This window comes from Faecalibacterium hattorii (assembly GCF_003287455.1).
Lineage (GTDB): Bacteria > Bacillota > Clostridia > Oscillospirales > Ruminococcaceae > Faecalibacterium > Faecalibacterium hattorii.
Genome location: NZ_PRLC01000015.1, coordinates 50,017 through 71,935 on the forward strand (window position 1 = coordinate 50,017; position 21,919 = coordinate 71,935).

18 protein-coding genes and 2 tRNA genes are annotated in these 21,919 nt (G+C 61.4%); 7 read left to right on the forward strand and 13 right to left on the reverse strand.

What is annotated here, in order from left to right; all coding sequences use genetic code 11:
- Positions 1-70 precede the first annotated feature (70 nt).
- Positions 71-147: transfer RNA gene (locus C4N23_RS10740), tRNA-Arg, on the reverse strand.
- Between the two features lie 156 nt (positions 148-303).
- Here C4N23_RS10740 and C4N23_RS10745 point away from each other — a divergent pair.
- Complete coding sequence (locus C4N23_RS10745; protein WP_097840145.1) at positions 304-1,680, forward strand: TrkH family potassium uptake protein; 1,377 nt, start codon at positions 304-306, stop codon at positions 1,678-1,680.
- 39 nt (positions 1,681-1,719) lie between these two features.
- Here the strand turns inward: C4N23_RS10745 and pepT are convergent, their stop codons facing one another.
- Positions 1,720-2,937 (reverse strand): peptidase T, encoded by a 1,218-nt coding sequence (gene pepT / locus C4N23_RS10750; protein ID WP_112145971.1) that lies wholly within the window; start codon positions 2,935-2,937, stop codon positions 1,720-1,722.
- Positions 2,938-3,229: 292 nt separating this feature from the next.
- Here pepT and C4N23_RS10755 point away from each other — a divergent pair, with 292 nt between their 5' ends.
- Positions 3,230-3,424 carry a DUF3873 family protein gene (locus C4N23_RS10755; RefSeq protein ID WP_097840147.1) on the forward strand — a complete coding sequence of 65 codons (195 nt, stop codon included), beginning with the start codon at positions 3,230-3,232 and terminating at the stop codon, positions 3,422-3,424.
- 49 nt (positions 3,425-3,473) lie between these two features.
- Here the strand turns inward: C4N23_RS10755 and C4N23_RS10760 are convergent, their stop codons facing one another.
- The gene (locus tag C4N23_RS10760; protein WP_055189802.1) at positions 3,474-3,647 is read right to left on the reverse strand and encodes a C2 domain-containing protein; all 174 of its coding nucleotides are present in this window, start codon (positions 3,645-3,647) and stop codon (positions 3,474-3,476) included.
- Positions 3,648-3,794: 147 nt separating this feature from the next.
- On the opposite strand from C4N23_RS10760, the gene C4N23_RS10765 reads away from it, so the two are divergent.
- Both C4N23_RS10765 and C4N23_RS10770 read left to right on the forward strand, forming a co-directional pair.
- A tRNA-Gln gene (locus C4N23_RS10765) sits at positions 3,795-3,865 on the forward strand.
- Between the two features lie 411 nt (positions 3,866-4,276).
- Positions 4,277-7,042, forward strand: a complete 2,766-nt coding sequence (locus C4N23_RS10770; RefSeq protein ID WP_112145973.1) for a Helicase associated domain protein — start codon at positions 4,277-4,279, stop codon at positions 7,040-7,042.
- A gap of 46 nt (positions 7,043-7,088) precedes the next feature.
- Here the strand turns inward: C4N23_RS10770 and C4N23_RS10775 are convergent, their stop codons facing one another.
- From C4N23_RS10775 to C4N23_RS10790, 4 genes are all read right to left on the reverse strand, one after another.
- Positions 7,089-8,225, reverse strand: coding sequence for an aldo/keto reductase (locus C4N23_RS10775; RefSeq protein WP_112145975.1), 1,137 nt, complete (start codon positions 8,223-8,225; stop codon positions 7,089-7,091).
- A 15-nt stretch (positions 8,226-8,240) separates the two neighbouring features.
- The gene (locus C4N23_RS10780; protein WP_112145977.1) at positions 8,241-10,616 is read right to left on the reverse strand and encodes a YfhO family protein; all 2,376 of its coding nucleotides are present in this window, start codon (positions 10,614-10,616) and stop codon (positions 8,241-8,243) included.
- Between the two features lie 36 nt (positions 10,617-10,652).
- The gene (gene dusB, locus C4N23_RS10785) at positions 10,653-11,672 is read right to left on the reverse strand and encodes a tRNA dihydrouridine synthase DusB (RefSeq protein ID WP_055189810.1); all 1,020 of its coding nucleotides are present in this window, start codon (positions 11,670-11,672) and stop codon (positions 10,653-10,655) included.
- Between the two features lie 291 nt (positions 11,673-11,963).
- Complete coding sequence (locus C4N23_RS10790; protein WP_112145979.1) at positions 11,964-13,286, reverse strand: MATE family efflux transporter; 1,323 nt, start codon at positions 13,284-13,286, stop codon at positions 11,964-11,966.
- Positions 13,287-13,855: 569 nt separating this feature from the next.
- On the opposite strand from C4N23_RS10790, the gene C4N23_RS10795 reads away from it, so the two are divergent.
- Genes C4N23_RS10795 through C4N23_RS10805 form a run of 3 tightly spaced genes read left to right on the forward strand, consistent with a single transcriptional unit; the run spans position 13,856 to position 16,719 of the window.
- A complete protein-coding gene (locus tag C4N23_RS10795) occupies positions 13,856-14,953 on the forward strand; it encodes an ABC transporter substrate-binding protein (protein WP_112145981.1) in 1,098 nt (365 codons plus the stop codon).
- A gap of 13 nt (positions 14,954-14,966) precedes the next feature.
- Positions 14,967-15,893, forward strand: a complete 927-nt coding sequence (locus C4N23_RS10800) for an ABC transporter permease (protein ID WP_112145983.1) — start codon at positions 14,967-14,969, stop codon at positions 15,891-15,893.
- A gap of 7 nt (positions 15,894-15,900) precedes the next feature.
- The gene (locus tag C4N23_RS10805; RefSeq protein WP_342587759.1) at positions 15,901-16,719 is read left to right on the forward strand and encodes an ABC transporter ATP-binding protein; all 819 of its coding nucleotides are present in this window, start codon (positions 15,901-15,903) and stop codon (positions 16,717-16,719) included.
- Positions 16,720-16,803: 84 nt separating this feature from the next.
- Here C4N23_RS10805 and C4N23_RS10810 read toward each other — a convergent pair whose 3' ends face one another.
- From C4N23_RS10810 to C4N23_RS10835, 6 genes are all read right to left on the reverse strand, one after another.
- Positions 16,804-17,037, reverse strand: a complete 234-nt coding sequence (locus tag C4N23_RS10810) for a hypothetical protein (protein WP_055189818.1) — start codon at positions 17,035-17,037, stop codon at positions 16,804-16,806.
- 187 nt (positions 17,038-17,224) lie between these two features.
- The gene (locus C4N23_RS10815; protein ID WP_112145987.1) at positions 17,225-18,040 is read right to left on the reverse strand and encodes a TatD family hydrolase; all 816 of its coding nucleotides are present in this window, start codon (positions 18,038-18,040) and stop codon (positions 17,225-17,227) included.
- The gene (locus tag C4N23_RS10820; protein WP_112145989.1) at positions 18,037-18,990 is read right to left on the reverse strand and encodes a DMT family transporter; all 954 of its coding nucleotides are present in this window, start codon (positions 18,988-18,990) and stop codon (positions 18,037-18,039) included. The genes C4N23_RS10815 and C4N23_RS10820 overlap by 4 nt, the downstream gene beginning before the upstream one ends.
- Positions 18,991-18,993: 3 nt before the next feature.
- Positions 18,994-20,994, reverse strand: coding sequence for a methionine--tRNA ligase (gene metG, locus C4N23_RS10825; RefSeq protein ID WP_112145991.1), 2,001 nt, complete (start codon positions 20,992-20,994; stop codon positions 18,994-18,996).
- 197 nt (positions 20,995-21,191) lie between these two features.
- Positions 21,192-21,494: a Dabb family protein gene (locus C4N23_RS10830; protein WP_112145993.1), complete on the reverse strand. Its 303-nt coding sequence runs from the start codon at positions 21,492-21,494 to the stop codon at positions 21,192-21,194.
- Between the two features lie 90 nt (positions 21,495-21,584).
- Entirely contained in the window at positions 21,585-21,902 is a 318-nt protein-coding gene (locus C4N23_RS10835; RefSeq protein ID WP_055189828.1) for a hypothetical protein, read from the reverse strand.
- Positions 21,903-21,919 lie beyond the last annotated feature (17 nt).

The following is a 21,919-nucleotide window of genomic DNA, read 5'->3' on the forward strand; positions in this document are numbered from 1 at the left end:
GATCGATTCAAAATGAAAAATGCGAAGATCGTCTTTCCCATGGAAAAATGACCTTCGCATTTTCTTTAAATGGCGTCCCCGCCCGGATTCGAACCGGGGGCCTCAGGCTTAGGAGGCTTGCGCTCTATCCATCTGAGCTACGGAGACAAACTGCTATTATAATACCGCAAGTCGGGGATAAAATCAAGTTGAAGGAAAGAGAAAAAAGGTGTATCCTATAAAGAGAACGCCCGCCGCACAGCGGGCAAGAACGATACCGCCCCGGAAGCGCCAAGGCTGCCGGGGCGGGAGAAGGAGCTCTTCATGGGAAAAACTGGAAGAAAGAAAACACATCGCAAAAATCTGCTGGTGGGCAGCAACGCGACCCAGATCATCTGCGTGAGCTTTGTGTTGCTGATCGCGCTGGGCACGCTGCTGCTGACGCTACCCGCGGCGAGCCGCAGCGGCCGGCTGAGCGTGGTGGATGCGATGTTCACCGCGACGAGCGCGACCTGCGTGACGGGCCTGATCGTGCGGGATACATGGACGCAGTTCACGATGTTCGGGCAGGTGGTCATCCTGCTGCTCATTCAAGTGGGCGGTCTCGGCCTTGTGACGCTGACCAGCTTTTTTGCGCTGGCGGCCAAGCGTCGGATGGGCTTTCGGGACCTGCGGCTGCTGGGCGAGAGCGTCTCGGCCAGCGGCTATTCACAGGCGACCGAGGTGCTGAAGATCGTCATCCGGCTGGCGTTCCTGTTCGAGGCCATCGGCATAGTGCTGCTGGCGTTCGCCTTTGTGCCGCAGTTCGGGCTGGAGGGCATCTGGATCAGCATCTTCACGGCGATCTCGGCGTTCTGCAATGCGGGCTTTGACCTGTTCGGCCGGTTCGGGCAGTATTCGTCGCTGGTGCCTTTCGTCCACAATTACTATGTGCAGGCCGTCGTTATGTTCCTCATCATGGCGGGCGGCTTGGGCTTCATGGTCTGGGTCGAGCTGGGCGAGTGGCGCAAAAAGCGCCGCCTGTCCCTCCACGCCAAGGTCGTGCTGGCTTTCTCGGCGATTTTGTGGGTCGGCGGTGCGGTACTCATTGCCCTGATGGAGTGGTCGAACCCCAAAACGATGGGCGGCCTCTCCCCGGACGGCAAGATCATGGCGGCGCTGTTCCAGTCGGTGTCTACCCGCACGGCGGGTATGAACACCATCGACCTTGCGGCGTGCGGGCCCATTACCAAGCTGCTCATGAGCGTGCTCCAGTTCATCGGCGCGGCCCCCGGCTCCACGGGCGGCGGTGTCAAGGTGACGACCTTCGCCGTGCTTATCCTGACCATCCGCAGCGTGGCGCAGGGCCGCGATGACTGCGTGATCGCCGAACACCACATCGAGTCAAAGACCGTCTACCGCGCCCTGACCATCATCATGCTGGGCATGGTGGCAGCGCTGGGCTCGGCGGTGGTGGTCTACTATAACACCTCGGACGCCGTGTCCGTCATCGACGCGATCTTCGAGTCCTGCTCGGCGTTTGGCACGGTGGGCCTGTCGGTGGGCGTGACCGCCCAGCTGAACACCGGGGCAAAGCTGCTGTATATGCTGGTCATGTTCATGGGCCGCGTCGGCCCTGTCTCGCTGGCCATCAGCCTGACGAGCAAACCCAGCGACAACAAACGAAAGATCCTGCCGGTGGGGCAGATCAATGTAGGTTGACCAAAAAAGAAGCGCTGCATCGCAGCGCTTCTTTTTTGGTCAGTGAGCGTAGATCTCAATAATGTTCAGCAGCACTTCGGTTGCCTTATCCATCCGCTCCACGGTGGTGCACTCGCAGACGCCGTGGAAGTTGAAGCCGCCGGTGCCGAGGTTGGGGCAGGGCAGACCTTTCCAACTCAGAACAGCGCCGTCGGTGCCGCCGCGCACGGGGACTTCCTCCGGGGTCAGGCCGGCCTTCTCAATGGCCTTGCGGGCGTTCTCGACGAGGTGGAAGTGGGGCTTGATCTTCTCGATCATGTTGCGGTAGCTGTCCTTGATCTCGACTTCCACCGTGCCCTCGCCGTACTTGCCGTTCAGGTAGCACGCGATGTGGAGCAGGTTGTCCTTCTTGAACTGCAGCTTGCCCGCGTCATGGTCGCGCAGGATGTAGCCGAGCTTGGCCTCGGTCACGTCGCCGTACATCTGGCACAGGTGGTAGAAGCCCTGACGGCCCTCGGTGGTCTCCGGGCGGGCCATGACGGGCAGGGCCTGATGGAACTCCATAGCCACATTGGAGGCATTGATCATCGCATCCTTGGCGGAGCCGGGATGGACCGAGAAGCCGTGGACGGTGACGGTGGCGCTGGCCGCATTGAAGTTCTCGTATTCGATGCCGCCCACGTCGCCGCCATCGACGGTGTAGGCGAAGTCGGCCCCGAAGCCGGGAATGTCGAAGAGGGAAGCGCCCTCGCCGATCTCCTCATCGGGGGTGAAGGCAATGCAGATCTTGCCGTGGGGGCGGCCCTCGGCCATGAGGGCCTCAGCGGCGGTCAGGATCTCGGAGACGCCCGCCTTGTCGTCAGCGCCCAGCAGGGTGGTGCCGTCGGTGGTGATGAGGGTCTCGCCCTTGAGCTCCTTCAGGAAGGGGAAGGTGGAGACCTTCATGACCATGCCGGTGGCGGGCAGGGTGACGTCGTGGCCGTCGTAGTTCTCATGCAGGATGGGGTTGACGTTCTCGCCGGAAGCGTCGGGCGCGGTGTCCATGTGGGCGATGAGGCCCAGCGCGGGCTTGCTCTCGCAGCCGGGGGTGGCGGGGATGGTGCCGTAGACGTAGCAGTGCTCATCCACAAAGGCGTCCTCAATGCCGATGGCCTTCATATCCTCCACAAGGATGCGGGCAAGGTCAAATTCCCGCTCGGCGGAAGGGTGGGTGCCGGAGTTGGGATCAGAAGTGGTATAAACGCGGACATATTTCAACAGTCGCTCGTAAGCACGCATAAGCTTGATGCTCCTTTGTTTTGATATGATCCTATCATACCTGTTTTGTGACCGTTTTACAAGAGGGAAGAGAAAGAAAGGCCGCATTTCTGGGGCGGGGAAAAGCTCCCGGAGATGCGGCCCTCACAATGCAGCAATACCACAAGAAATTGAGCTGTCAAGAGGGAAGATGCTCCGAAGATCCGCGCTTCTTTTTGTGGAATCGGCGAATAGCGACCGGCGGCGGGAAGTGCTACAATAGAACGCGGTGTGTGTGCGCACACAAAAACAAAAAAGAGGAGACTGCGGCGCTATGGAACAACTTTATCTGATGCCCGGACAGGAACGCTGTGAAAAATTCAGAGATGGCAACGGGGTGCCCAAGGTCCGCTACTCCTACTGCTCGCTCCACGGTGCGCTGTTCCACTGCGTCAGCCGCAGCGTGGAGGAAGCCCAGCGCCTGTGCGAGGATTGGCTCGTCGGGCAGGATCGCTGCTACCGCAACTAAAAACGACCGCCCGGAACGTGATGCAAGCGTTCCGGGCGGTTTTCTGTGTTCAGCCGATGATCTCGTACTGGAAGTATTCACACTTGATCTTGCTGCCGACCTCGATCTCCGGCGGCAGCAGTGCCAGCGCCACCGGATTCAGCTCGTCGCTGGCAATATCCGTGCGGCGCAGGTTGACGTAATCGCCGTCAAAGCTGACGACCTCATAGTACCATGGACCCATAGAACATCCCTCTTTCGTTTTCTTTTATCATAAGTTGCGGAGGAGGGTTTGTCAACGGGAGGCGTGGGCTTTTAATATCCAAGTTGAAAGAACACGGTCTTTCTACTTGACATAGCAGGAAAGTTCGGGTAAAATAATATGCGACAATGCGCCATCGCCAAGCGGTAAGGCAGGGGACTTTGACTCCCCCACCGCGTGTTCGACTCACGCTGGCGCAACTGAAAACCGCCTACTGAGTTCTTCGCTCGGTAGGCGGTTTTTGTGATTTGGAGGCATGTTTTACCCCAGCACCGGCAGCAGGCTCTTTTTGAACGTTTCGTTCGCGATGACGCTGTGAAGACCATTGTTCTTGAAGCGGAAGCTCTGGCTGGGGCGGGGCGGACGCTGCTGCGCGAAAAAAATCTGCTTCCGTAAATACAGCCTCCTTCTATGTGGCGTTCCACTTTTAGGATATCCACAGCAGCGCCGAAAATCGGTGATTATGGCAGCGGAATATTGGAAAATTTATAGAATATTTTATCTGGAACCTTTATTTTGCGCGGAACGCTTGACAAGAAAATATTTTTTGCAATAATAAACTTATAGGAAAAATCTTTTATCCATCGGACCCACACCCGGAGGTAAATGCGATGTCGCTCAGTCTGAATCAAATCAATGCGTCCGCCTACGCCAAAGCGGCGGCGGCGCTGGAACAAAACGGTAAAGCCACGGTGGCCCATCCCACGGGGTCGGGCAAAAGCTGTATCGCGTGGCAGCTGGTCGCCGACCATCCGCAGGCCTCCTTTGTCTGGCTGGTGTACGGCCAAGCGCGGCTCACCCTGCGCAAGGCGGATGTCAGCCGCTACAACGACGGCGTTCTTCCCCCAAACGTCGTCTTCTGCGATTGCACTGCTCTGGCCGAGGCGACGGCCGAGCAGTGGATCCGGCTGGCAGCCAAAAAGCCGGATTATATCATCTTTGACTGCTATCATGAGGTCACAGCGGCATGCTGGGCAAAGTCGGCCCAGCGGCTGCTCCTGCTCTGCCCGGAAGCGAAGCTGCTGGGCCTGACCGTGCCCAACAGCACCGAGAACTGCCGCGCTGCGGGCGATCTGCTGGAAGGCGCGGTGGTCTCCCGGATGACGGTAGGGGAGGCCATGGCACTGGGCACGCTGCCGGTTCCCTCCAACTATGCGGCGATGCTCTGGCCGCAGGAAGGCCAACTGGCCATGCTCCGCGCCCGGATCAAGAATCTGCATCTGCCCACGACGAACAACACGCTGACGGCCCTCTACGACGAGATCGGCTGGGCGGTGCGTCAGGCCGAGAACCCCACCGACCTGCTGCCCCGTGTCCTGACCGATACACAGGGGCGGTATCTGGCCGTGTTCGAGTCCGAGGATTACCTCAATGAGATCCGGGAGCCGCTGGAAGCGTTCCTGCGCAGCACGGACGCGGCGGTGCATTTCTACCGTGCCGAGTGCGACTGCCTCGCCGAGTCCGAGGAGGTCCGGAAATTCTGCACCGCCGCCGAGCCGGGCCCCAAGGTGCTGTTCTGTGTCAACACGCCGGGCGTCCAGCAGCCCATCGAGGGGCTGGCCGGTGCCATCCTCGTGCGGGAGAGCGGGGAGCCGGGGACGTTCCGCCAGATGCTCTGCCGTGCGCTGGTAGCGTGCGGCCGCAAGCCGGTGCCGGTGTTCGACCTGACCGCGAAGTTTGATGGCCTCGGCAATGGCCGCGTGCTGCAGAAGGAGTGCACCACCGCCATGCTCCGCGCGGGCAGCGAGCACCCCGGCTTCCAGCAGCAGAAGCCCATGCGCCAGAGCTACCATCTGTACTGCTGCCTGAAAAAAGAACTGGAAGCCCGGTGGGATGCCTACTACGAAGCGGCCGTGGCTGCCGCCGCGAAGGAAGGAACCCTGCGGCTGCCCTATCATTACGTCACCGAGGACGGTCTGCCGCTGGGCCGCTGGCTGGAAACGCAGCGCTTGGTCCGCGCCGGGCAGAAACCCGGCCGTTTGGACGCCGACCGCATCGCCAAGCTGGACAAGCTGGGCATCGAGTGGAAACAGCGCTCGGAGCTGGCTTGGGAGCGGGCCTTTGCCGCCGCCAAGAAGTACCGCGATGACCACGGCGACCTGCTGGTTCCGGTGCGCTACCACGACCGCAGCGGCTTTGCGCTGGGCGAGTGGATCGTCTACAACCGCCAGCGCTATATCAGCGGCAACCTGACCCGCGCCCGCATTGAGCGCTTGGAAGCCATCGGCATGGTGTGGAACGCCTCCACCGACCTGTGGGAGCAGAGCTACGCCGCCGCAGCCCGGTATTATCTGGAACACAAGGACCTTGAAGCGCCCATCAAATACGTCACGCCGGACGGTTTTGCGCTGGGCGTCTGGCTCAGCAGCCAGCGCAGCGCCTACAAGAACGGGGATCTGACGGAAGAACAGATCGAGCGGCTGGAGGCCATCGGGATCAACTGGGTCAACCGGAATGTCCGCAAATGGCAGGAAAACTTCGAGGCTGCCAAGAAATACAAGGAGACCTATGGCAACTTGGAGGTCCCTTCCAACTATGTCACGCCGGACGGCGTCCTGCTGGGCAAATGGATCGCCCGCCAGCGGTACACATGGCAGAACCCGGAGCATTCCAGCGCCCGCGTCACGCCGGAGCGCAAAGCGCAGTTGGATGAGCTGGGCATGGTCTGGGAGAAGTACGACCCGTGGCAGGAGCGCTACGAGCTGGCGAAGAAGTATCAGGAAGAGCACGGCGATCTGAACGTGCCGCTGAATTATAAATCCGAGGATGGCATCTGGCTGGGCAGTTGGCTTTACCGCCAGCGTCAGTATCTGCGCACCGGGGACCCGCGGCTGGCCGACGATCACCGCAAAGAGCTGGAAGCGCTGCTCAAGAGCGAAAAGCCCTCCAAGCAGCATCCGGCCCACCGCCGGAGCGAGAACCTGCGGGAGCAGAACTGGGAGAACAACTTCGACGCAGCCAAGCAGTATTTTGAGGAACACGGCAACCTGCTGGTGCCCTCCAATTACGTCAGCGCCGACGGTTTCCGGCTGGGCGTCTGGATGTCGAACCTCCGCGCCGCCCGCAAGACCCGGCCGGATTCCTTCCAAGTGACGCAGGAGCACATCGAGCGGCTGGACGCCATCGGGATGGAGTGGGACGCCCGCATTGCCAAGTGGGACCTTGCCTATGAGCACGCAGAGGCCTACGCTCAGCAGCACGGCGATCTGCTCCCGCCCGCGACCTTCCGCTGCGAGGACGGCTTCGGCCTCGGCGACTGGGTGCGCCGGATGCGCACCGCCTACGTGGAGCACGACCCCAAGCTGACGCCGGAGCGGATCCACCGCCTGAACCAAATCGGGATGCAGTGGGTGCTGCACCGGAAAGAAGAGCAATAAAAAGAAGCGAGACTGCTGGAAAAGCCCAACAGCCTCGCTTTTCATTTTATAGGTCGTCCAGTTCGGTCTGCAGCTGCGCCAGCGCGGTGCGGATGGGCAGGTGCTGGGGGCAGACAGCCTCGCACCTGCCGCAGCGGACGCAGTGGCTGGCCTTTTCGGCGTCCGGGAAGTGGGCAGCCCACTGCTGTTTCACGGCATCCGGCTGGCCGAACATCCCCAGCTTGTTCCAGATGCTGAAGTTGTCCGGGATGTCCACCCCCATGGGGCAGGGCATACAGTACCGGCAGCCCGTGCAGCCGATCTTGATCCGGCTGTGCAGGATGCGGGCCGTCTCGGCCACGGCGTCCATTTCAGCGTCGTTCAGGGGCCGGAACTGGGCGAAGGTGGCAAGGTTGTCGGCGAGCTGCTCCTCGGCGCTCATGCCGGAGAGGATGAGGTGGACGTTCTTATGGCTGCCCACCCAGCGCAGCGCCCACGAAGCGGCGCTGGCGTCCGGGTCAAGGGCGGTCAGCGGGGCGGCGGCGTCTGCCGGGAGATTGGCCAGCGTGCCGCCCTTGATGGGTTCCATGACGATGAGGGGGATGCCCAGTTCTTCCGTCAGCGCGTAGCCCCGGTCGCCCGCAATCTCCTCGGCGCGGTCGTCGGTGTCGAGGTAGTTGTATTGCAGCTGGCAGAAGTCCCACGGCTGGTCCCGCAGGATATGCTCCAGCCCGGCGGCGTTGTCGTGGCAGGAAAAGCCGAAGTTTCGGATGCGCCCGGCTTTTTTCTCCTCCCACAGCCAGTCCACGATGCCCAGCGCCTTGGCTTGGTCGTACCGGGCCGTATGGAGGGAGTGGAGCAGGTAGAAGTCGATGTACTCGACGCCCAGCCGCTCGAACTGCTCGCGGTAGATCTTCTGAGCCTTTTCCAGCGAGTCACACTGCCACACCGGCAGCTTGGTGGCCAGATAAAAGCTCTCGCGGGGCCACTTGGCGATGACCCGCCCCACGAAGGGCTCGCTTTTGCCCCCATGGTAGGGGTAGGCGGTGTCAAAGTAGTTGACCCCCGCCTTGCGTGCGGTGTTCAGCAGCGCCTCGGCCCGCGCTTCGTCGATGCCGCCGTCCGGCAGCGTCGGGAACCGCATACAGCCGTAGCCCAGCAGCGAAGTGGTGAGGTTTGCTTTTTCCCAATGACGGTGTTCCATAGAGACTCTCCTTTTTCAGTGCTTCCTCTTTTTTCGGTCATCCCAGACAAAATAAACGGTATAGGCAGCGAAGACGACCAGCGCTGTCCGGGTGACAGCCTTGCTCAGGCGGATGCCGGCGGGCTGGTAGACGAAGTCGATGGTGCTTTCCCCGGCGGGGCAGAGGACGGCCATCAGACCCTCATCCACCCGCAGGATGTCGGCCTCGCGGCCGTTGACCGTGGCGGTGAAGCCGTCGTCGTAGGGGACGGAGAAGAACACGAGGTTCGCGGTGTCCAGCGTGATCTCGGCGTGGAAGCCGGAGTTCGTCATCTGGAAGACGCTGCACGCCGAGGCGCGGCGGTCGGCGCAGTCCTGCACGTAGCGGTCATAAGTCAGGTCGTTCAGCTCGGCGGCGGGCAGCTGGGTCAGGTACTGGCCGTAGGCGGCTGCGTCCTCCTCCGAGAGGACCAGCGCCCGCATCAGCAGGTTCGAGCGGGTGACGGTGATCGTGGATGCATAGGCGTCCTCGGTGAGGTAGTAGTCGTAGGTGAAGCCCATGGGCACATAGTTGTCGTTTTCGTAGAGGGTGAAGCCGTCCAGCGTGTCGTAGTAGCTCCAGCCGTCGTCTGCCACGGCGAGGAAATCGCTCTGGTGGGCGGGTGTGGTGATGAGGTATTTCACGCTCAGCAGCCCCCGCAGCGCGTAATTTTCCAACTCCGGCTGGCTGCGGACATCCCGCTTGACGCCCAGCGCCGGATAGAAGCTGAGGATGCTGGGAGCCGCCGTGCTGCCGAAGTATTGCAGACAGCTCTTGTCCAGCCAGAGGCCGAGGTTGTCGTGGGTCTTGAAGGTGTCGATGCGCCAGTCGCCTTCGGGGAGGTCTTCCTTGAGGGCGAGGGCGTTGGTGTATTCCTCCACCAGATCGCTGTCGGTATTCCACTGGCCGAACTTGCCGATGCCGATGTGGGTGACGCCGAACAGGCAGCTGAAAGCCAGCACCGCCGCCAGCATCCGCTGGGGCAGGCGCTTATCCTGCCGCCAGCGCCGGGCGATGAAGCGGTAGACCAGCAGCCCCGCCAGACCGAAGCCGAGAACGGCGGCATACTGGCCGGGGTTCTGCAGAACGCCCAGCGTCCATTCCTTCGTGGAGGTGTCCTGCGCCGGCACCAGCGCGAAGGCCAGCGTCGCGATCATCAGCCAGCCGATCCGCTTGGCCGGGCGGTCCAGCTCCACGGCGGGGTCTTCCAGCGCGTTGACGGTCATGGCCGCGAGGATCAGCACCGGCATATAGAACCATCGGGCGTAGTAGCTGGAATTGAGGGCGTAGAACGCACTGTTCAGCACCGGCACCAGCGCAAAGACGGCGCAGGTGCCGACGATCCGCTTTTTGCTGTCGCCCTGCCGGGTCTGCCAGTAGGCCACGGCACCGGCCAGACTGCACAGGGGCAGGTAGGCCGTCATGCTCGTCCACTTGATGATGCCCTCCGACCAGATGGAGGTCATATAGGGCGAATCCGGCGGCAGGATCCAGCTCAACAGGATGGCAAGATACTGCTGGGGTTTCGAGTAGGTGAGAAAGCCCCAGCCGGAGGAAAGGTCGATGGTGCGCGGGTTCTGTAAGAGCGAGAGGACGGCGGGCCAGAGGATGACGAAGCCCAGTGCCGCGCCCAGCACGCTTTCAAAGGCCAGATGGCCGAACAGCCGGGGCGTGAGCTTGAGATCCCCGGCGCTGACCTTGCACAGGAAGTAGATGAGGAGGAAGAGCACCTGCCCTATGAAGAAGAAATAGTTGTTCAGCAGGTTGATGCCCACCCAGAAGGCGAACAGCCCGTGGCGGCCGTTGTAAATGGTCTCGTCCAGCGCCCAGAGCATCCACGGGAAGAGGGCCAACACATCGATGAAGTGGTTGAAGAAGATGTTGTACAGCCCCCACCCGGAAAAGGCGTAGAGCACCGCGCCCAGCACGGCGTAGTTCTGGTTCTGGACATAGCGGCGGAGGTAGAGGTACGCGCCGCCGCCCGCTGCGGCGAACTTGAGCACCAGCAGCGGGACCATCAGGTAGGGGAGCCACTGCTGCGGGAAGAGCAGCGAGAACCAGAAAAACGGCGAGCCGTACAGGTAGAACGAGTAGGCGTTCATGGCGCCGCTGCCAAGGTCGGTGGCCCACGAGAAGGTGTTGCGGACGCTGCCCGCTCCGTCCGGGTAGCTCAGCCCCTTGAGGAAGCCGTTCATATAGCGGTAAAAGCTGATCTGCTGGCTGTTGAAGTCCCCGGCGTAGTGGAAAAAGCCGCCGTCGAGGAGGTAGAAGGGCAGGAAGATCAGCGCCGCCGTCAGCGCACACAGGCAGACCGTGAGCAGGAACTTGTTCTGTTTCTGCCCCAGCAGCCGGAGAGTACGAGTTGATGTCATGTCAGAGAACCTCTTTTTTCAAAACGTTCGGGAGTTTCAGGGAAAGGGGATCTGGCGGGTGTCGTCCGGGTCCAGCCCGGCCTTCCGCTGCTGGTCGAACACGGCCTCGATGAGGCGGTCAATGTCCTCCAGATGGGTCAGCTCGCAGCAATACCGCCGCAGGGAGGCCGCCCCTTTCAGCCCCTTCATATAGTGCATGGTCTGGGCGCGGGCTTGGGGCATGGCCACGAACTCACCCTTCTGCTCCACCATCTCTTCCACTTGGCGGCGCAGCGCGTTCATCCGGGCTTGGAGGTTCGGCTCCTTGGGGGCAGGGGCACCCTCCAGCGCGGCGTTCACCCGCTCGAAGAGCCACGGGTCGCCAAGAGCCCCGCGGGCGATCATCACACCGTCGCAGCCGGTCTCGCGTACCATGGTCACGGCGTCCTCCGCCGTGTGGATGTCGCCGTTGCCCAGCACGGGGACATGGACGGCGTCCTTCACCTTGGCGATGATGTCCAGATCGATGCCGGGGGTGTACATCTGCTCCCGCGTCCGGGCGTGGACGGCGATGAGCGAAGCACCCGCCTGTTCGCACGCCTTGGCGCACTCCACGGCGGTGATGTGGTCGGCGTCCCAGCCTTTGCGCATCTTGACCGTGACGGGGCGGGAGGTGTGGGCGAGGACCTGCTCCACGATCTTCCCACACAGGTCCGGGTCCAGCATCAGTTTGCTGCCCGCACCGCCGGAGACGATCTTCGGAGCAGGGCAGCCCATGTTGATGTCGAGAAAATCGAAGTCGTATTCTTCAATGGCGGCGGCGGCTTCGCCCATGATCTCCGGCACTTCTCCGAAGATCTGGACGCCGTAGGGCGCGCCGTTGGGCTGGGCCTTGAGCAAGCTGACCGTCTTGTGGTCGTGGTAGACCAGCGCCCGGCTGGATACCATCTCGCTGACGGTGAAGCCCGCGCCGTGCTGGGCCATCAGGCGGCGGCAGGGCGCGTCGGTAAAGCCCGCCATGGGGCCGAACACTGCCCGGTGGGGCAGGGGGATATTCTGAAGTTTCAAAGGTTCCATTGTGTTCCTCTTCTGCTTGACAAAACGATGAAAAATTACTATACTGCTAATAGAGAAAGCGCTGACTGCAAAATGGTCAGCTCCTCCTCGGCTTAGGTGTCAAAAAGAATGACCGCTTGCTTTGGTAGGGCAGAGGCGGTCATTTCTTTTTAAAGAAGCCGTTCCCCACGACGCGCAGTCGGGGAGGAGCGTGACCACCTGCATTTGCAGACAGCGCCTTACAGCCAGATGGCTGCGGATACAGTATATCATAAATGAAAGCACAGCACAAGCGCCGTGCTTTTTTCGTTTTCAAGTCTGTTTTGCCCCGATCTTCGCCAGCAGCGCAGCCAGCACAAGGCCGGCGGGGGCGCTGATCCAAGTGGAGAGCCAGAAGCCGGAAAAGCCGATGCGGGGCACCAGCAGCACACAGGCGCAGAGGTTCAGGCCGATCTGCCCAAGGTTCGAGGCCAGATACAGCCCCATCTTCTGCGCCCCGCGCAGCCGGGCTTCGCACAGGTGTTTCTGGGCGGTAAAGATGTAGGTCAGGCCCTCATAGGCCAGCATGGTGGAGCCGTAGGCGGCGGCAGAAGCGTCGGTGGTGAAGAGCCGCAGCAAGGGGCCGTTGAGCCCGATGCAGAGGGCCGCCACCAGCAGCGAATAGAAAAACAGGATGCGCCGCCCCTCGCGCAGACCCTCCTGCACCCGCTGAGGCTGGGCGGCGGTGGTGTTCTGGGCGATGAAAAAGACGATGGACTGCACAAAGCCGTACACCGGCATCATCATCAGGCTGGAAAGCTTGCCCGCGCAGGAAAAGCCTGCGATGGCGGCCACGCCAAGGCCGCCCAGCAGCCCCTGCTTGACCGTGGTGATGATGGTGCCGCTGGCTTGTTGGAGGGAGTTCGGGGCGGAAAGCCGGAAGATCTCCTTGGCGTATCTTGCCTTGAGCATTTCCCGGCGGAAGGGTGTATCCAGCTCGGTTTTGCGCAGGTGGGCCAGCATGTACACCGCCCCGGCGATCTGCGCGGCGGCCGTGGCCCCGGCGGCACCGGCCACCCCGAAGGGTCCCACGAGGGCGAGGTCCAGCAGGATGTTCATCACGCTGGTGGCCATCACAGCCCGCAGCGGCGTTTTGGAGTCGCCGCAGCCCATGACGCATTGCTTCGTCAGGTCGTAGAGCATCAGGAAGGGCAGCCCGGCGAGGTACACCCGCCCATAGAGGACGGCTTCGGCCAGAATCTCTTCCGGCGTGCGGATGAACCGCAGCAGAGCGGGCAGGGTGAAAAAGCCCAGCGCCGTCAGCCCCAGTGCCAGCACAAGGTCCACAAAGAGCAGGTTATAGAGCAGCTCGGCCATTTTCTGCCGGGTGGCCGTGGGCTTGCCCGCTGCCACCAGCAGACCGCCGCCCAGCTCCATGCCGCCGGAGATGAAGAGGAAGATCATCAGCACCGTGGAGGCGTTGGACACAGCCGCCAGCGCGTCGGCGTCCAGCCGCAGCCCGATGATCATGGTATCGGCCACCGAGTAGAACTGCGTGGCCACCATGCTCAGGATGATAGGAAAAGCATACCGCAGCAGCGCCGGGCGCACCGGCCCATGCAGCAGGGTGTTTTGTGTTTCGCTCGTGCAGAACACCTTCTTTCGGGGAATGATAATGTATACAGAATGTGCTAAGAATACGTTGTTTTACAGAAGATGTCAAGTTCGGGAGCACAGCCCACACGGAAAGGAAGAAGCAGGACTTGGCCGGTGAAAAAAATCATTCACCTGAATCTTCCCCAAAATGAAAATTTCCCTCTTGACTTTACGAAAATAAAGTGTATAATGCAATCAAACCGATGAGGCGGAAGAGAATCTGCACAGCGCATCTGCTAGAGAGCCCGGAGGATGGAAACGGGCGACAGCGGGGCAGAACTTCGTGGGCCGCCGAGGGCCGGGCAAACGGGAGCAGGATGCTCTTCAGTAGCTTGGGACGGAAGCCTCCGTTACAGGGCAGGGGAGTGTTGGCTCTCCGTGAGGGGCTCTGCGGCCAAGGTTTTGGCGGACAGCAGAGCAAGCAAGGTGGCACCGCAGAATCGTAATTTCGATCCTGTCCTTGTGGATGAACACACAGGGACGGGATCTTTTCGTATTTACAGACCCGTTCCGCAAGTGGAGCGGGTCTTATTGTTACTGCCGCCCGCTCCAAGGAAGGAGCAACCGCTATGAAAACCATGAACAAGATCACCCGCCGCAGCTTTCTGAAGGCCGCTCTTGGCGCCGCCGCTGTTTCCGCATTCAGCCTGACCGGCTGCGGCGGCTCGGCATCGTCCGCTGCCGCCGGCACCGCTTCCAGCGCTGCTGCTTCGTCTGCCGCCGCTTCTGCCGAGGCGGGCCAGACCTTCAAGGTCGGCATCGTCAACTACGTGGATCATGCTTCCCTGAACCAGATCGTCGCTTCCGTCGAGAGCCGTCTGGATGAGATGGGCAAGGGGAAGGGCGTCACCTTCGATTACGCCGACTACTACGCCAACGCACAGGCCGACCAGACCAACCTGAACCAGATCGGTGCCGACCTCGTGGCCGACGATGTGGACGTCATCGTGGCCGTTGCCACCCCCACCGCCGCCACCATGCTGGCGGCTGTCGAGGACACCGATATCCCCGTGGTCTACTCCGCTGTCACCGACCCCTCTGCCGCCGGTTTTGACGGCGAGGAGAACATCACCGGCACCTCCGACGCGCTGAACACCGATGCCATCATGAACCTGATCCTCGCGGTCAACCCGGACATCGACACCATCGGTCTGCTGTACGACCTCAGTCAGGATGCTTCCACCCAAGCCATCGCGGATGCCAAGGCGTTCTGCGACAGCAAAGGCATCAAGTACGTTGAAAAGAACGGCACCACCACCGCGGAGGTCCAGATGGCTGCGGAGGCCCTGATCGCTGCGGGCGTCAAGGCCGTCTTCACCCCCACCGATAACACGGTCATGACCGCTGAGCTCTCCATCTACGAGACCTTCCTTGATGCGGGCGTCCAGCACTACACCGGTGCCGACAGCTTCGCGCTGAACGGTGCCTTCGTGGGCTACGGCGTCGATTACGTCCAGTTGGGCGAGGCCACCGCCGATATGGTGGTGGAGCTGCTCTGCGAGGGCAAGACCACCGCCGACCTGCCCTACCAGACCTTCGACAACGGCATTGCAACCATCAACACCGAGACCTGCAAGGCGCTGGGCCTCGACCTCGACACGGTCAAGAAGGCCTTCGAGCCCTACTGCACCGAGGTCGTGGAAGTGACCACGCAGGAAAACTTCTAAAGGAGCAACAACCATGCTGGCGAGTATCTTTTCACTCAACGTGATCCAGACCGCGCTGGAACTGGGCTGCATCTATGCCCTTGTGGCGCTGGCTCTGTTCTTGAGCTATTCCATCCTGAACATTGCGGACCTGTCCACCGACGGCTGCTTCACCCTTGGCTGCGCCGTGGCCTGTCAGGTCGCGTTGACGGGCCACCCCTTCCTTGCGCTGGTGGCCGCGATGGCCGCCGGCGTGTGCTCCGGATTCGTCACCGCCTTTTTGCAGACCCGCCTCGGCGTCGAGAGCATCATGGCGGGCATCATTGTGAACACCGGCCTGTATACCATCAATCTGGCGGTCATGGGCTTCTCGTCCACCCTCTCGCTGGTCAAGACGGACACCGTCTTCTCGCTGGCCAAGACGGCGCTGGCCTTCACCGGCGGCTGGTATAAGCTGATGCTGACCGCAGCCGTCATCGCTCTCGCGTGCGTCGGCATGGTGGGCTTCCTCGGCACCCGGCTGGGCCTGTCCATCCGGGCCACCGGCGACAACGCCGCCATGGTGCGGGCTTCCAGTATCAACCCGGCCTTCACCATCACGGTGGGCCTGTGCATCTCCGGCGCGCTGACGGCGCTTTCCGGCGGTCTGCTGGCCCAGTACCAGAAGAGCAGCGATATCAACGTGGGCACCGGCATGGTGACCATCGCGCTGGCCTCCCTCATCATCGGCGAAACGCTGGTGGGCAAGCGCACCATGGTGCGCCGGGTGCTGGGCGTTGTCTTCGGCAGCTGCCTGTACCGCTTCATCGTGGCAGTGGCCCTGCGCTTCAACGTCCCGGCGGCGGCCATGAAGCTGGTGTCCGCCCTCATCGTGGCCATCGCCATCTCGATGCCCGCCATCCAGAACCGGCTGGCCTTCGAAAAGCGGAAGCGCGCGGCCCAGAAGAAGGAGGCGGTCTGAGATGGAAATGCTGGAATTGCAAAATCTGCACAAGACCTTTAACCCCGGCACCGTCAACGAGAAGGTGGCGCTGAACGGCGTCAGCCTGAAGATGGAAGCGGGGGACTTCGCCACCATCGTCGGCTCCAACGGCGCGGGCAAATCCACCCTGTTCAATGCCATCACCGGCGGCTTCATCGCCGACGAGGGCAGCATCGAGCTGGGCGGGCAGGACATCACCTTCGCGCCCGAATTTGAGCGCAGCCGGGTCATCGGCCACCTCTTCCAAGACCCCCTCAAGGGCACCGCGCCGAACATGACCATCGAGGAGAACCTCGCGCTGGCCTACCTCCGGGCGGGCACAGCCCCCCACGCCATCTTCTCCCGCATCTCCCGCAAGGACAAGGAACTGTTCCGGGAGAAGCTGGCCCTGTTGGACATGGGCCTCGAAGACCGGATGAAGCAGCCGGTGGGTTTGCTCTCCGGCGGCCAGCGTCAGGCGCTGACCTTGCTGATGGCGACCCTCGTCACCCCGAAGCTTTTGCTGCTGGACGAGCACACTGCCGCGCTGGACCCCGCCACCGCCGAAAAGGTGCTGGAGCTGACCAAGAGCATCGTGGCCGAAAAGAAGATCACCTGCCTGATGGTCACCCACAACATGCACCAAGCCCTTGAGCTGGGCAACCGCACCCTGATGATGGACGCGGGCCGCATCGTCTTCGATGTCAAGGGCGAGGAGCGCCGCAAGATGACCGTGGACGACCTGCTGGAAAAGTTCCGCGAGAACGCGGGCAAGGCGCTGGATAACGACCGCATCCTGCTCAGCAAAGTCGAAAAAAATAACTGAAACTCCCTGCAAATGCAAAGAGGCCCGGAACGAAGCGGTTCCGGGCCTCTTTTACTATGCGGGCTGTAAAAACGGAGAGAAAAATTACTTCACGTACTCAACGGTGTACTCGAAGCCATACTCTTCCTGCAGCTTCTTGACGTCGGCCTCGCAGTCCTCGATGAAGGTGGGGGCGTAGACGGAAGCGCCGTTGTGGGACTTCTTGTAGTCCTCAACGATCTGCTGCAGCTTGGCCCAGCCCTCGTTGGCCTTGGCCTGATCGACAGTGTCGGGGAAGTTGATGATGAATTCGCGGTGCTGCGGAATACGAGCTTTCATAAGATAAGTCTCCTTGTTGACAAAGTGTAGTTTTAATTTGAATTTATACAGAAACTGAAATAAAATTCAGCTTTTGTAGATAAAATTGCTGTTTGTACAACCTCTCAGTCGCTTCGCGACAGCTCCCCTAGTAGGGGAGCCCTTGGCATCGCGGAGCAATGACTGAGAGGTTGTACGAAGATGGGCCTTACAATTGATAGACCTGTTTGGCGTTTTCCGCCGTCTGCCGGAACACCGCTTCCTCCCGCACCCCTTTGATCTGCGCGATATACTCTCCCACATAGCGGATAAGGGAGCTGTCGCACCGGGTGCCGCAGACGGGTTCCGGGGCCATGTAGGGGCAGTCCGTTTCCAGAACGATCTGCTCCAGCGGCAGGGCGGCGATGGCTTTTGCGGCCCGCTTGGCCCCTTTGAAGGTGCACGCGCCGCCGAAGCCGAAGTAGAGCCCCTGCTTTGCCAGCCAGAGCGCGTCGTCCGCGCTGCCGGAATAGCAGTGGACGATGCCCTTGGGCTGGTATTTTTTCAGCAGGGCGTAGATGTCGGCGTGGGCGTTGCGGTCATGCACGATGATGGGCTTGTCCAGTTCCAGCGCCAGCCTGATCTCGGCCTCGAAGAGGGCCAGCTGGGCGTCCTTCGGCACGGGCCAGTGGTAGTCCAGCCCGCATTCGCCCACGGCCACCACCTTCGGGTCGTCGTAATAGGGGGCCAGCGCTTTCATCTCAGCGGCCCAGTCGCCGCCGTAGACCGACACCGTGGGGGCCGGGCCCTCCTCGCCGCAGTCCTCCGGGGCGAGAAGGCTTTCCGGGTGGATGCCGATGGCAGCCACCACCCACGGATACTTGTGGGCCAGCTCCAGCACGCGGGGCGCGTCGCCGGAGTGAGTGGCCTGTTCGCAGACGCCCACCACGCCTTTGGCGGGCAGACTGTCCAGCAGAGCAAAGCGGTCTGCGTCAAAGGCGCGGGCGCTGTAGTGGGCGTGGGTGTCAAAGATGGGGCCGGTCATACGCCCTCCTTCTTCGGGGCCTTGTTTACGAGCCAGATGCCGACACAGACCAGCACCAGAGCCCCCATGTACTGCCAGCGGAAGAGCGGCTCCCCGTTCAGCAATGCACTGAGCAGGACGTTTACCACCGGGTTCACAAAGCCGAAGATGGCGATGCGGCTGACGGGGTTGTTTTTCATGAGCAAGGCCCAGATGACATACCCGGCGCCGCAGATAAAGGCCAGATAGAGCAGGTCCAGCACACCGGCCGCCGAAACGACGGTCAGCCGCCCGCCCAGCAGCAGACCCAGCACCAGCAGAGCTGCGCCGCCGACGAAGAGGTTCAGAAAGCAGACGGCAAAGCTGTCGGCTTTTTTGGTGACGGATTTGTTCCACGGGCCCGCCAAGGTGAAGATGACGGTAGCCAGCAGCATGGCAAAGATGCCGAAGGCGCTGCCGCCGCCATGGTTGCCCAGCGTGCCCACCAGAACGCCCGCAAAGCCCAGCACACAGCCAAGGGCCTTGGCGGGGGTCATCCGGTCGGCATTTCCGTAGAGGAAGTGGGCGAAGATGACGCCAAGGAAGCTCTGGGTGCTGTTCAGGATGCCGCCGAAGGCACCCGTCAGCAGGGCGACGGCGGAGTAGTAGAACGCATACTGCGCCGTGGTCTGCCACAGGCCCAGCGCACAGCACTCGGCCAGCACTTTGCCCTGCGGCAGGGCGGGGAGTCTGCCCTCCAAGATGAGGCTGCCCACCAGCACCAGCAGACTGCCCAGCATGAACCGGACGCCCGCAAAGCAGAGGATGGAGGCCGTGTCCGCCGTCTCAATGGCGAACAGGCGGTAGCCCATCTTGATGAAGGGGAAAGCGGAACCCCACAGCGCGTTGCAGAAGATCGCGATGAGGACGGCGAAGACCGGTGTGCCAAACAGCGCATCCAGCTTCTCCGTCCGCGAAACAGTGTGTTCCATGGCTTAGTGGATGCGGGAGCCGACGGGGGTGTCGTCGCCGTAGAAGGCGATGGAGCAGCCGCCGTCTGCGGTGTCCGCAGCGAAGATCATGCCCTCGCTGACATACTTGCCCTTCATCATGGGGCGGGGTGCCAGATTGCAGACGATGCCGATCTTCTTGCCGATCAGGTCTTCCGGCTTGAACCACTTGGCGATGCCGGACAGGATGCAGCGCTCCCGCTGGCCGTCGAAGACGGTCAGGTGGAGCAGCTTCTTGCTCTCCTTCAGGTTCTCACAGGCACGGACCTCGGCTACGCGCAGCTCCACCTTGCAGAAGGTATCGAAGTCGATCTCTTCCTCGTGGGTGAAGTCCACGCTGCTCTCGGCAGCGGCAGGGGCGTTCTTGGCGGCCTCGGCTTCGGCCTTGGCCTTGTTGGCAGCCTCGGCAGCGGCCTTCCGCTTCTCGTCCTCTTCCTTCAGGTGGGCGATCTCCTTGGCCACGTCGATGCGGGGGAACAGAGCGTCGCCCTTGTGGACGGTGTAGGTCTCCTGTGCACCGTAGACGGTCTTGGCGAGGTCGAGGGCGGAAGCGTCCAGACCCAGTTGATCCATCATCTTGGGGGCGGTGGAGGGCAGGTAGGCGTTCAGCAGGATGCCAGCCACGCGCAGTGCCTCGCACAGGTGGTACAGCACGCTCTCCAGACGCTCCTTGCTGGCCTCGTCCTTGGCCAGCGCCCAAGGTGCGGTCTCGTCGATGTATTTGTTGGCGCGCTGGATGACGGCGAAGATCTCCATCAGAGCCTGCGGGATGGTCAGGTTGTCCATGTCGGCGGTGACCTTGGCGGTCAGGCCGTTGATCATGCCCTCCAGCTCGGCGTCGATGGCCTCGGTGCCGGCAACATGGTGGACGGTGCCGCCGAAGTACTTCTCGCACATGGCGACGGTGCGGCTGAGCAGGTTGCCGAGGTCGTTGGCCAGATCGCTGTTGATGCGGTTGATCAGGGCCTCGTTGGTGAACATGCCGTCGTTGCCGAAGGGGATCTCACGCAGCAGGAAGTAGCGGATGGCGTCCACGCCGTAACGGTCGCAGAGGATGACGGGGTCCACGACGTTGCCCACGGATTTGGACATCTTGCCGCCGTTCATCAGCAGCCAGCCGTGGCCGAACACCCGCTTAGGCAGCGGCAGATCGAGGGCCATCAGCATGGCGGGCCAGAGGATCGTGTGGAAGCGCAGGATCTCCTTGCCGACCATGTGCAGGTCTGCGGGCCAGAACTTGTCGTAATCGTGGTAGGTCTCGTTGCCGTAGCCCAGCGCGGAGATATAGTTGCTCAGAGCATCGACCCAGACGTACATGGTGTGCTTGGGGTCGAAGGGGACAGGGATGCCCCACTTGACGGAGGTGCGGGAAACGCAGGTGTCCTGCAGACCCTGCTTGATGAAGGCGATCATCTCGTTCTTGCGGCTCTCCGGCTGGATGAACTGGGGGTTCTCCTCGTAGAGCTTGAGCAGACGGTCGGCATACTTGCTGGTCTTGAAGAAGTAGGCTTCCTCGTGGGCGTCGTAGACCTCGCGGCCGCAGTCGGGGCACTTGCCGTCAACGAGCTGGCTGTCGGTCCAGAAGCTCTCGCAGGGCTTGCAGTAGTGGCCGATGTACTCGCCCTTATAAATGTCGCCCTGCTCGTAGAGCTTGGTGAAGATCTTCTGGCAGGACTCCATGTGGTAGTCGTCGGTGGTGCGGATGAAGCGGTCATAGCTGACGTCCAGCAGCTTCCACAGGTCCTTGACGGTGGCCACGATCTTATCGACGTACTCCTTGGGGGTCACGCCCGCGTCGGCAGCCTTGTCCTGAATCTTCTGGCCGTGCTCGTCGGTGCCGGTCAGGAACATGACGTCATAGCCCTGCATCCGCTTGAAGCGGGCCAGCGCATCGCAGGCCACGGTGGTGTAGCTGTGGCCGATGTGCAGCTTGTCGCTGGGGTAGTAGATGGGGGTGGTGATGTAAAATGTTTTATGCTCGCTCATGGGAATATGCTCTTCCTTTCTATCGTGGCTGTGTCACAAAAAAGCTCCCGTCCTGCCGGAGTTTCCGGGCAGGGACGGGAGCTTAGACTTCCGTAGTAACACCTTGTTTCGCCGCGCTCTTGCAAGTGTTATGACAAAAGGGGCATAAAAACTCCTTCTTCTTATTATAATACGCGAAAAAGGCGGCTTTGTCAACGTTAAATCTCGTAATCGAGGCAGACGCGGTTTTTATAGTAGGGGCGCACCTTGCTGTTGGCCACGGCAACATGGGCCGGGTGGGTGGAATAGCCCTTGAGCGCCTCGGCAGATTCGAAGGTGGTGTCCAGCATCAGGTCGGCGTTGGAAGAGGGGAGAGCGTTGATGTTGACGCGGATGTCCACCAGACCGGGGATCTGCCCGGCCAGACCTTCCAGGCCCTCTTTGATGCCTGCCTTGACGGCGGCTTTTTCGGTGTCGGAAAGCTCATCCTTGAGCTGCCACAGAATCACATGCTTGACCATAAGAAAAATCCTCCTGCGTTTTTCTCCATTGTAGCAGAGAACGGCAGAAGGAGCAAGAAAAATTTTGGAATGGAACCAGGCCAGAACGATTCAATCGGCGCTATGGTTCCAACTCTCATACGCAACGAGATAAAGAAGGTCGCCCCCGATGGCAACCCCGAAGAGGATGCGGTAGACCAGCGATGTGACAGGCGTAAAGGCCAGGATCAGAAAGGCGAGAGCATTGAGCATGTAGAATACGCCGTTCTTTTTCTGCCAGAACGCGCGGTACTCAGGGTCGCGGACGTACTGGTTGAAGGGGAGTTTGATGAGCGGGTCCTTGCCCTGAAAATCCCGGATGCCGGAGATGAACCAGATCACGGCCAGCACAATGTTGAACAGGGTGGAAGACGAGAAGAACGAATCCATACGATACACCTCCATCT

Bases quoted from the DNA above. Each gene is read 5' to 3' on its own strand.
- C4N23_RS10755 (WP_097840147.1), top strand. From the start codon at position 3,230: ATGGAACAACTTTATCTGATGCCCGGACAGGAACGCTGTGAAAAATTC.
- C4N23_RS10745 (WP_097840145.1), top strand. From the start codon at position 304: ATGGGAAAAACTGGAAGAAAGAAAACACATCGCAAAAATCTGCTGGTG.
- pepT (WP_112145971.1), bottom strand. From the start codon at position 2,937: ATGCGTGCTTACGAGCGACTGTTGAAATATGTCCGCGTTTATACCACT.
- dusB (WP_055189810.1), bottom strand. From the start codon at position 11,672: ATGGAACCTTTGAAACTTCAGAATATCCCCCTGCCCCACCGGGCAGTG.
- C4N23_RS10770 (WP_112145973.1), top strand. From the start codon at position 4,277: ATGTCGCTCAGTCTGAATCAAATCAATGCGTCCGCCTACGCCAAAGCG.
- C4N23_RS10760 (WP_055189802.1), bottom strand. From the start codon at position 3,647: ATGGGTCCATGGTACTATGAGGTCGTCAGCTTTGACGGCGATTACGTC.
- C4N23_RS10830 (WP_112145993.1), bottom strand. From the start codon at position 21,494: ATGGTCAAGCATGTGATTCTGTGGCAGCTCAAGGATGAGCTTTCCGAC.
- C4N23_RS10810 (WP_055189818.1), bottom strand. From the start codon at position 17,037: ATGAAAGCTCGTATTCCGCAGCACCGCGAATTCATCATCAACTTCCCC.
- C4N23_RS10800 (WP_112145983.1), top strand. From the start codon at position 14,967: ATGCTGGCGAGTATCTTTTCACTCAACGTGATCCAGACCGCGCTGGAA.
- C4N23_RS10820 (WP_112145989.1), bottom strand. From the start codon at position 18,990: ATGGAACACACTGTTTCGCGGACGGAGAAGCTGGATGCGCTGTTTGGC.
- metG (WP_112145991.1), bottom strand. From the start codon at position 20,994: ATGAGCGAGCATAAAACATTTTACATCACCACCCCCATCTACTACCCC.
- C4N23_RS10835 (WP_055189828.1), bottom strand. From the start codon at position 21,902: ATGGATTCGTTCTTCTCGTCTTCCACCCTGTTCAACATTGTGCTGGCC.
- C4N23_RS10775 (WP_112145975.1), bottom strand. From the start codon at position 8,225: ATGGAACACCGTCATTGGGAAAAAGCAAACCTCACCACTTCGCTGCTG.
- C4N23_RS10805 (WP_342587759.1), top strand. From the start codon at position 15,901: ATGCTGGAATTGCAAAATCTGCACAAGACCTTTAACCCCGGCACCGTC.
- C4N23_RS10780 (WP_112145977.1), bottom strand. From the start codon at position 10,616: ATGACATCAACTCGTACTCTCCGGCTGCTGGGGCAGAAACAGAACAAG.
- C4N23_RS10795 (WP_112145981.1), top strand. From the start codon at position 13,856: ATGAAAACCATGAACAAGATCACCCGCCGCAGCTTTCTGAAGGCCGCT.
- C4N23_RS10815 (WP_112145987.1), bottom strand. From the start codon at position 18,040: ATGACCGGCCCCATCTTTGACACCCACGCCCACTACAGCGCCCGCGCC.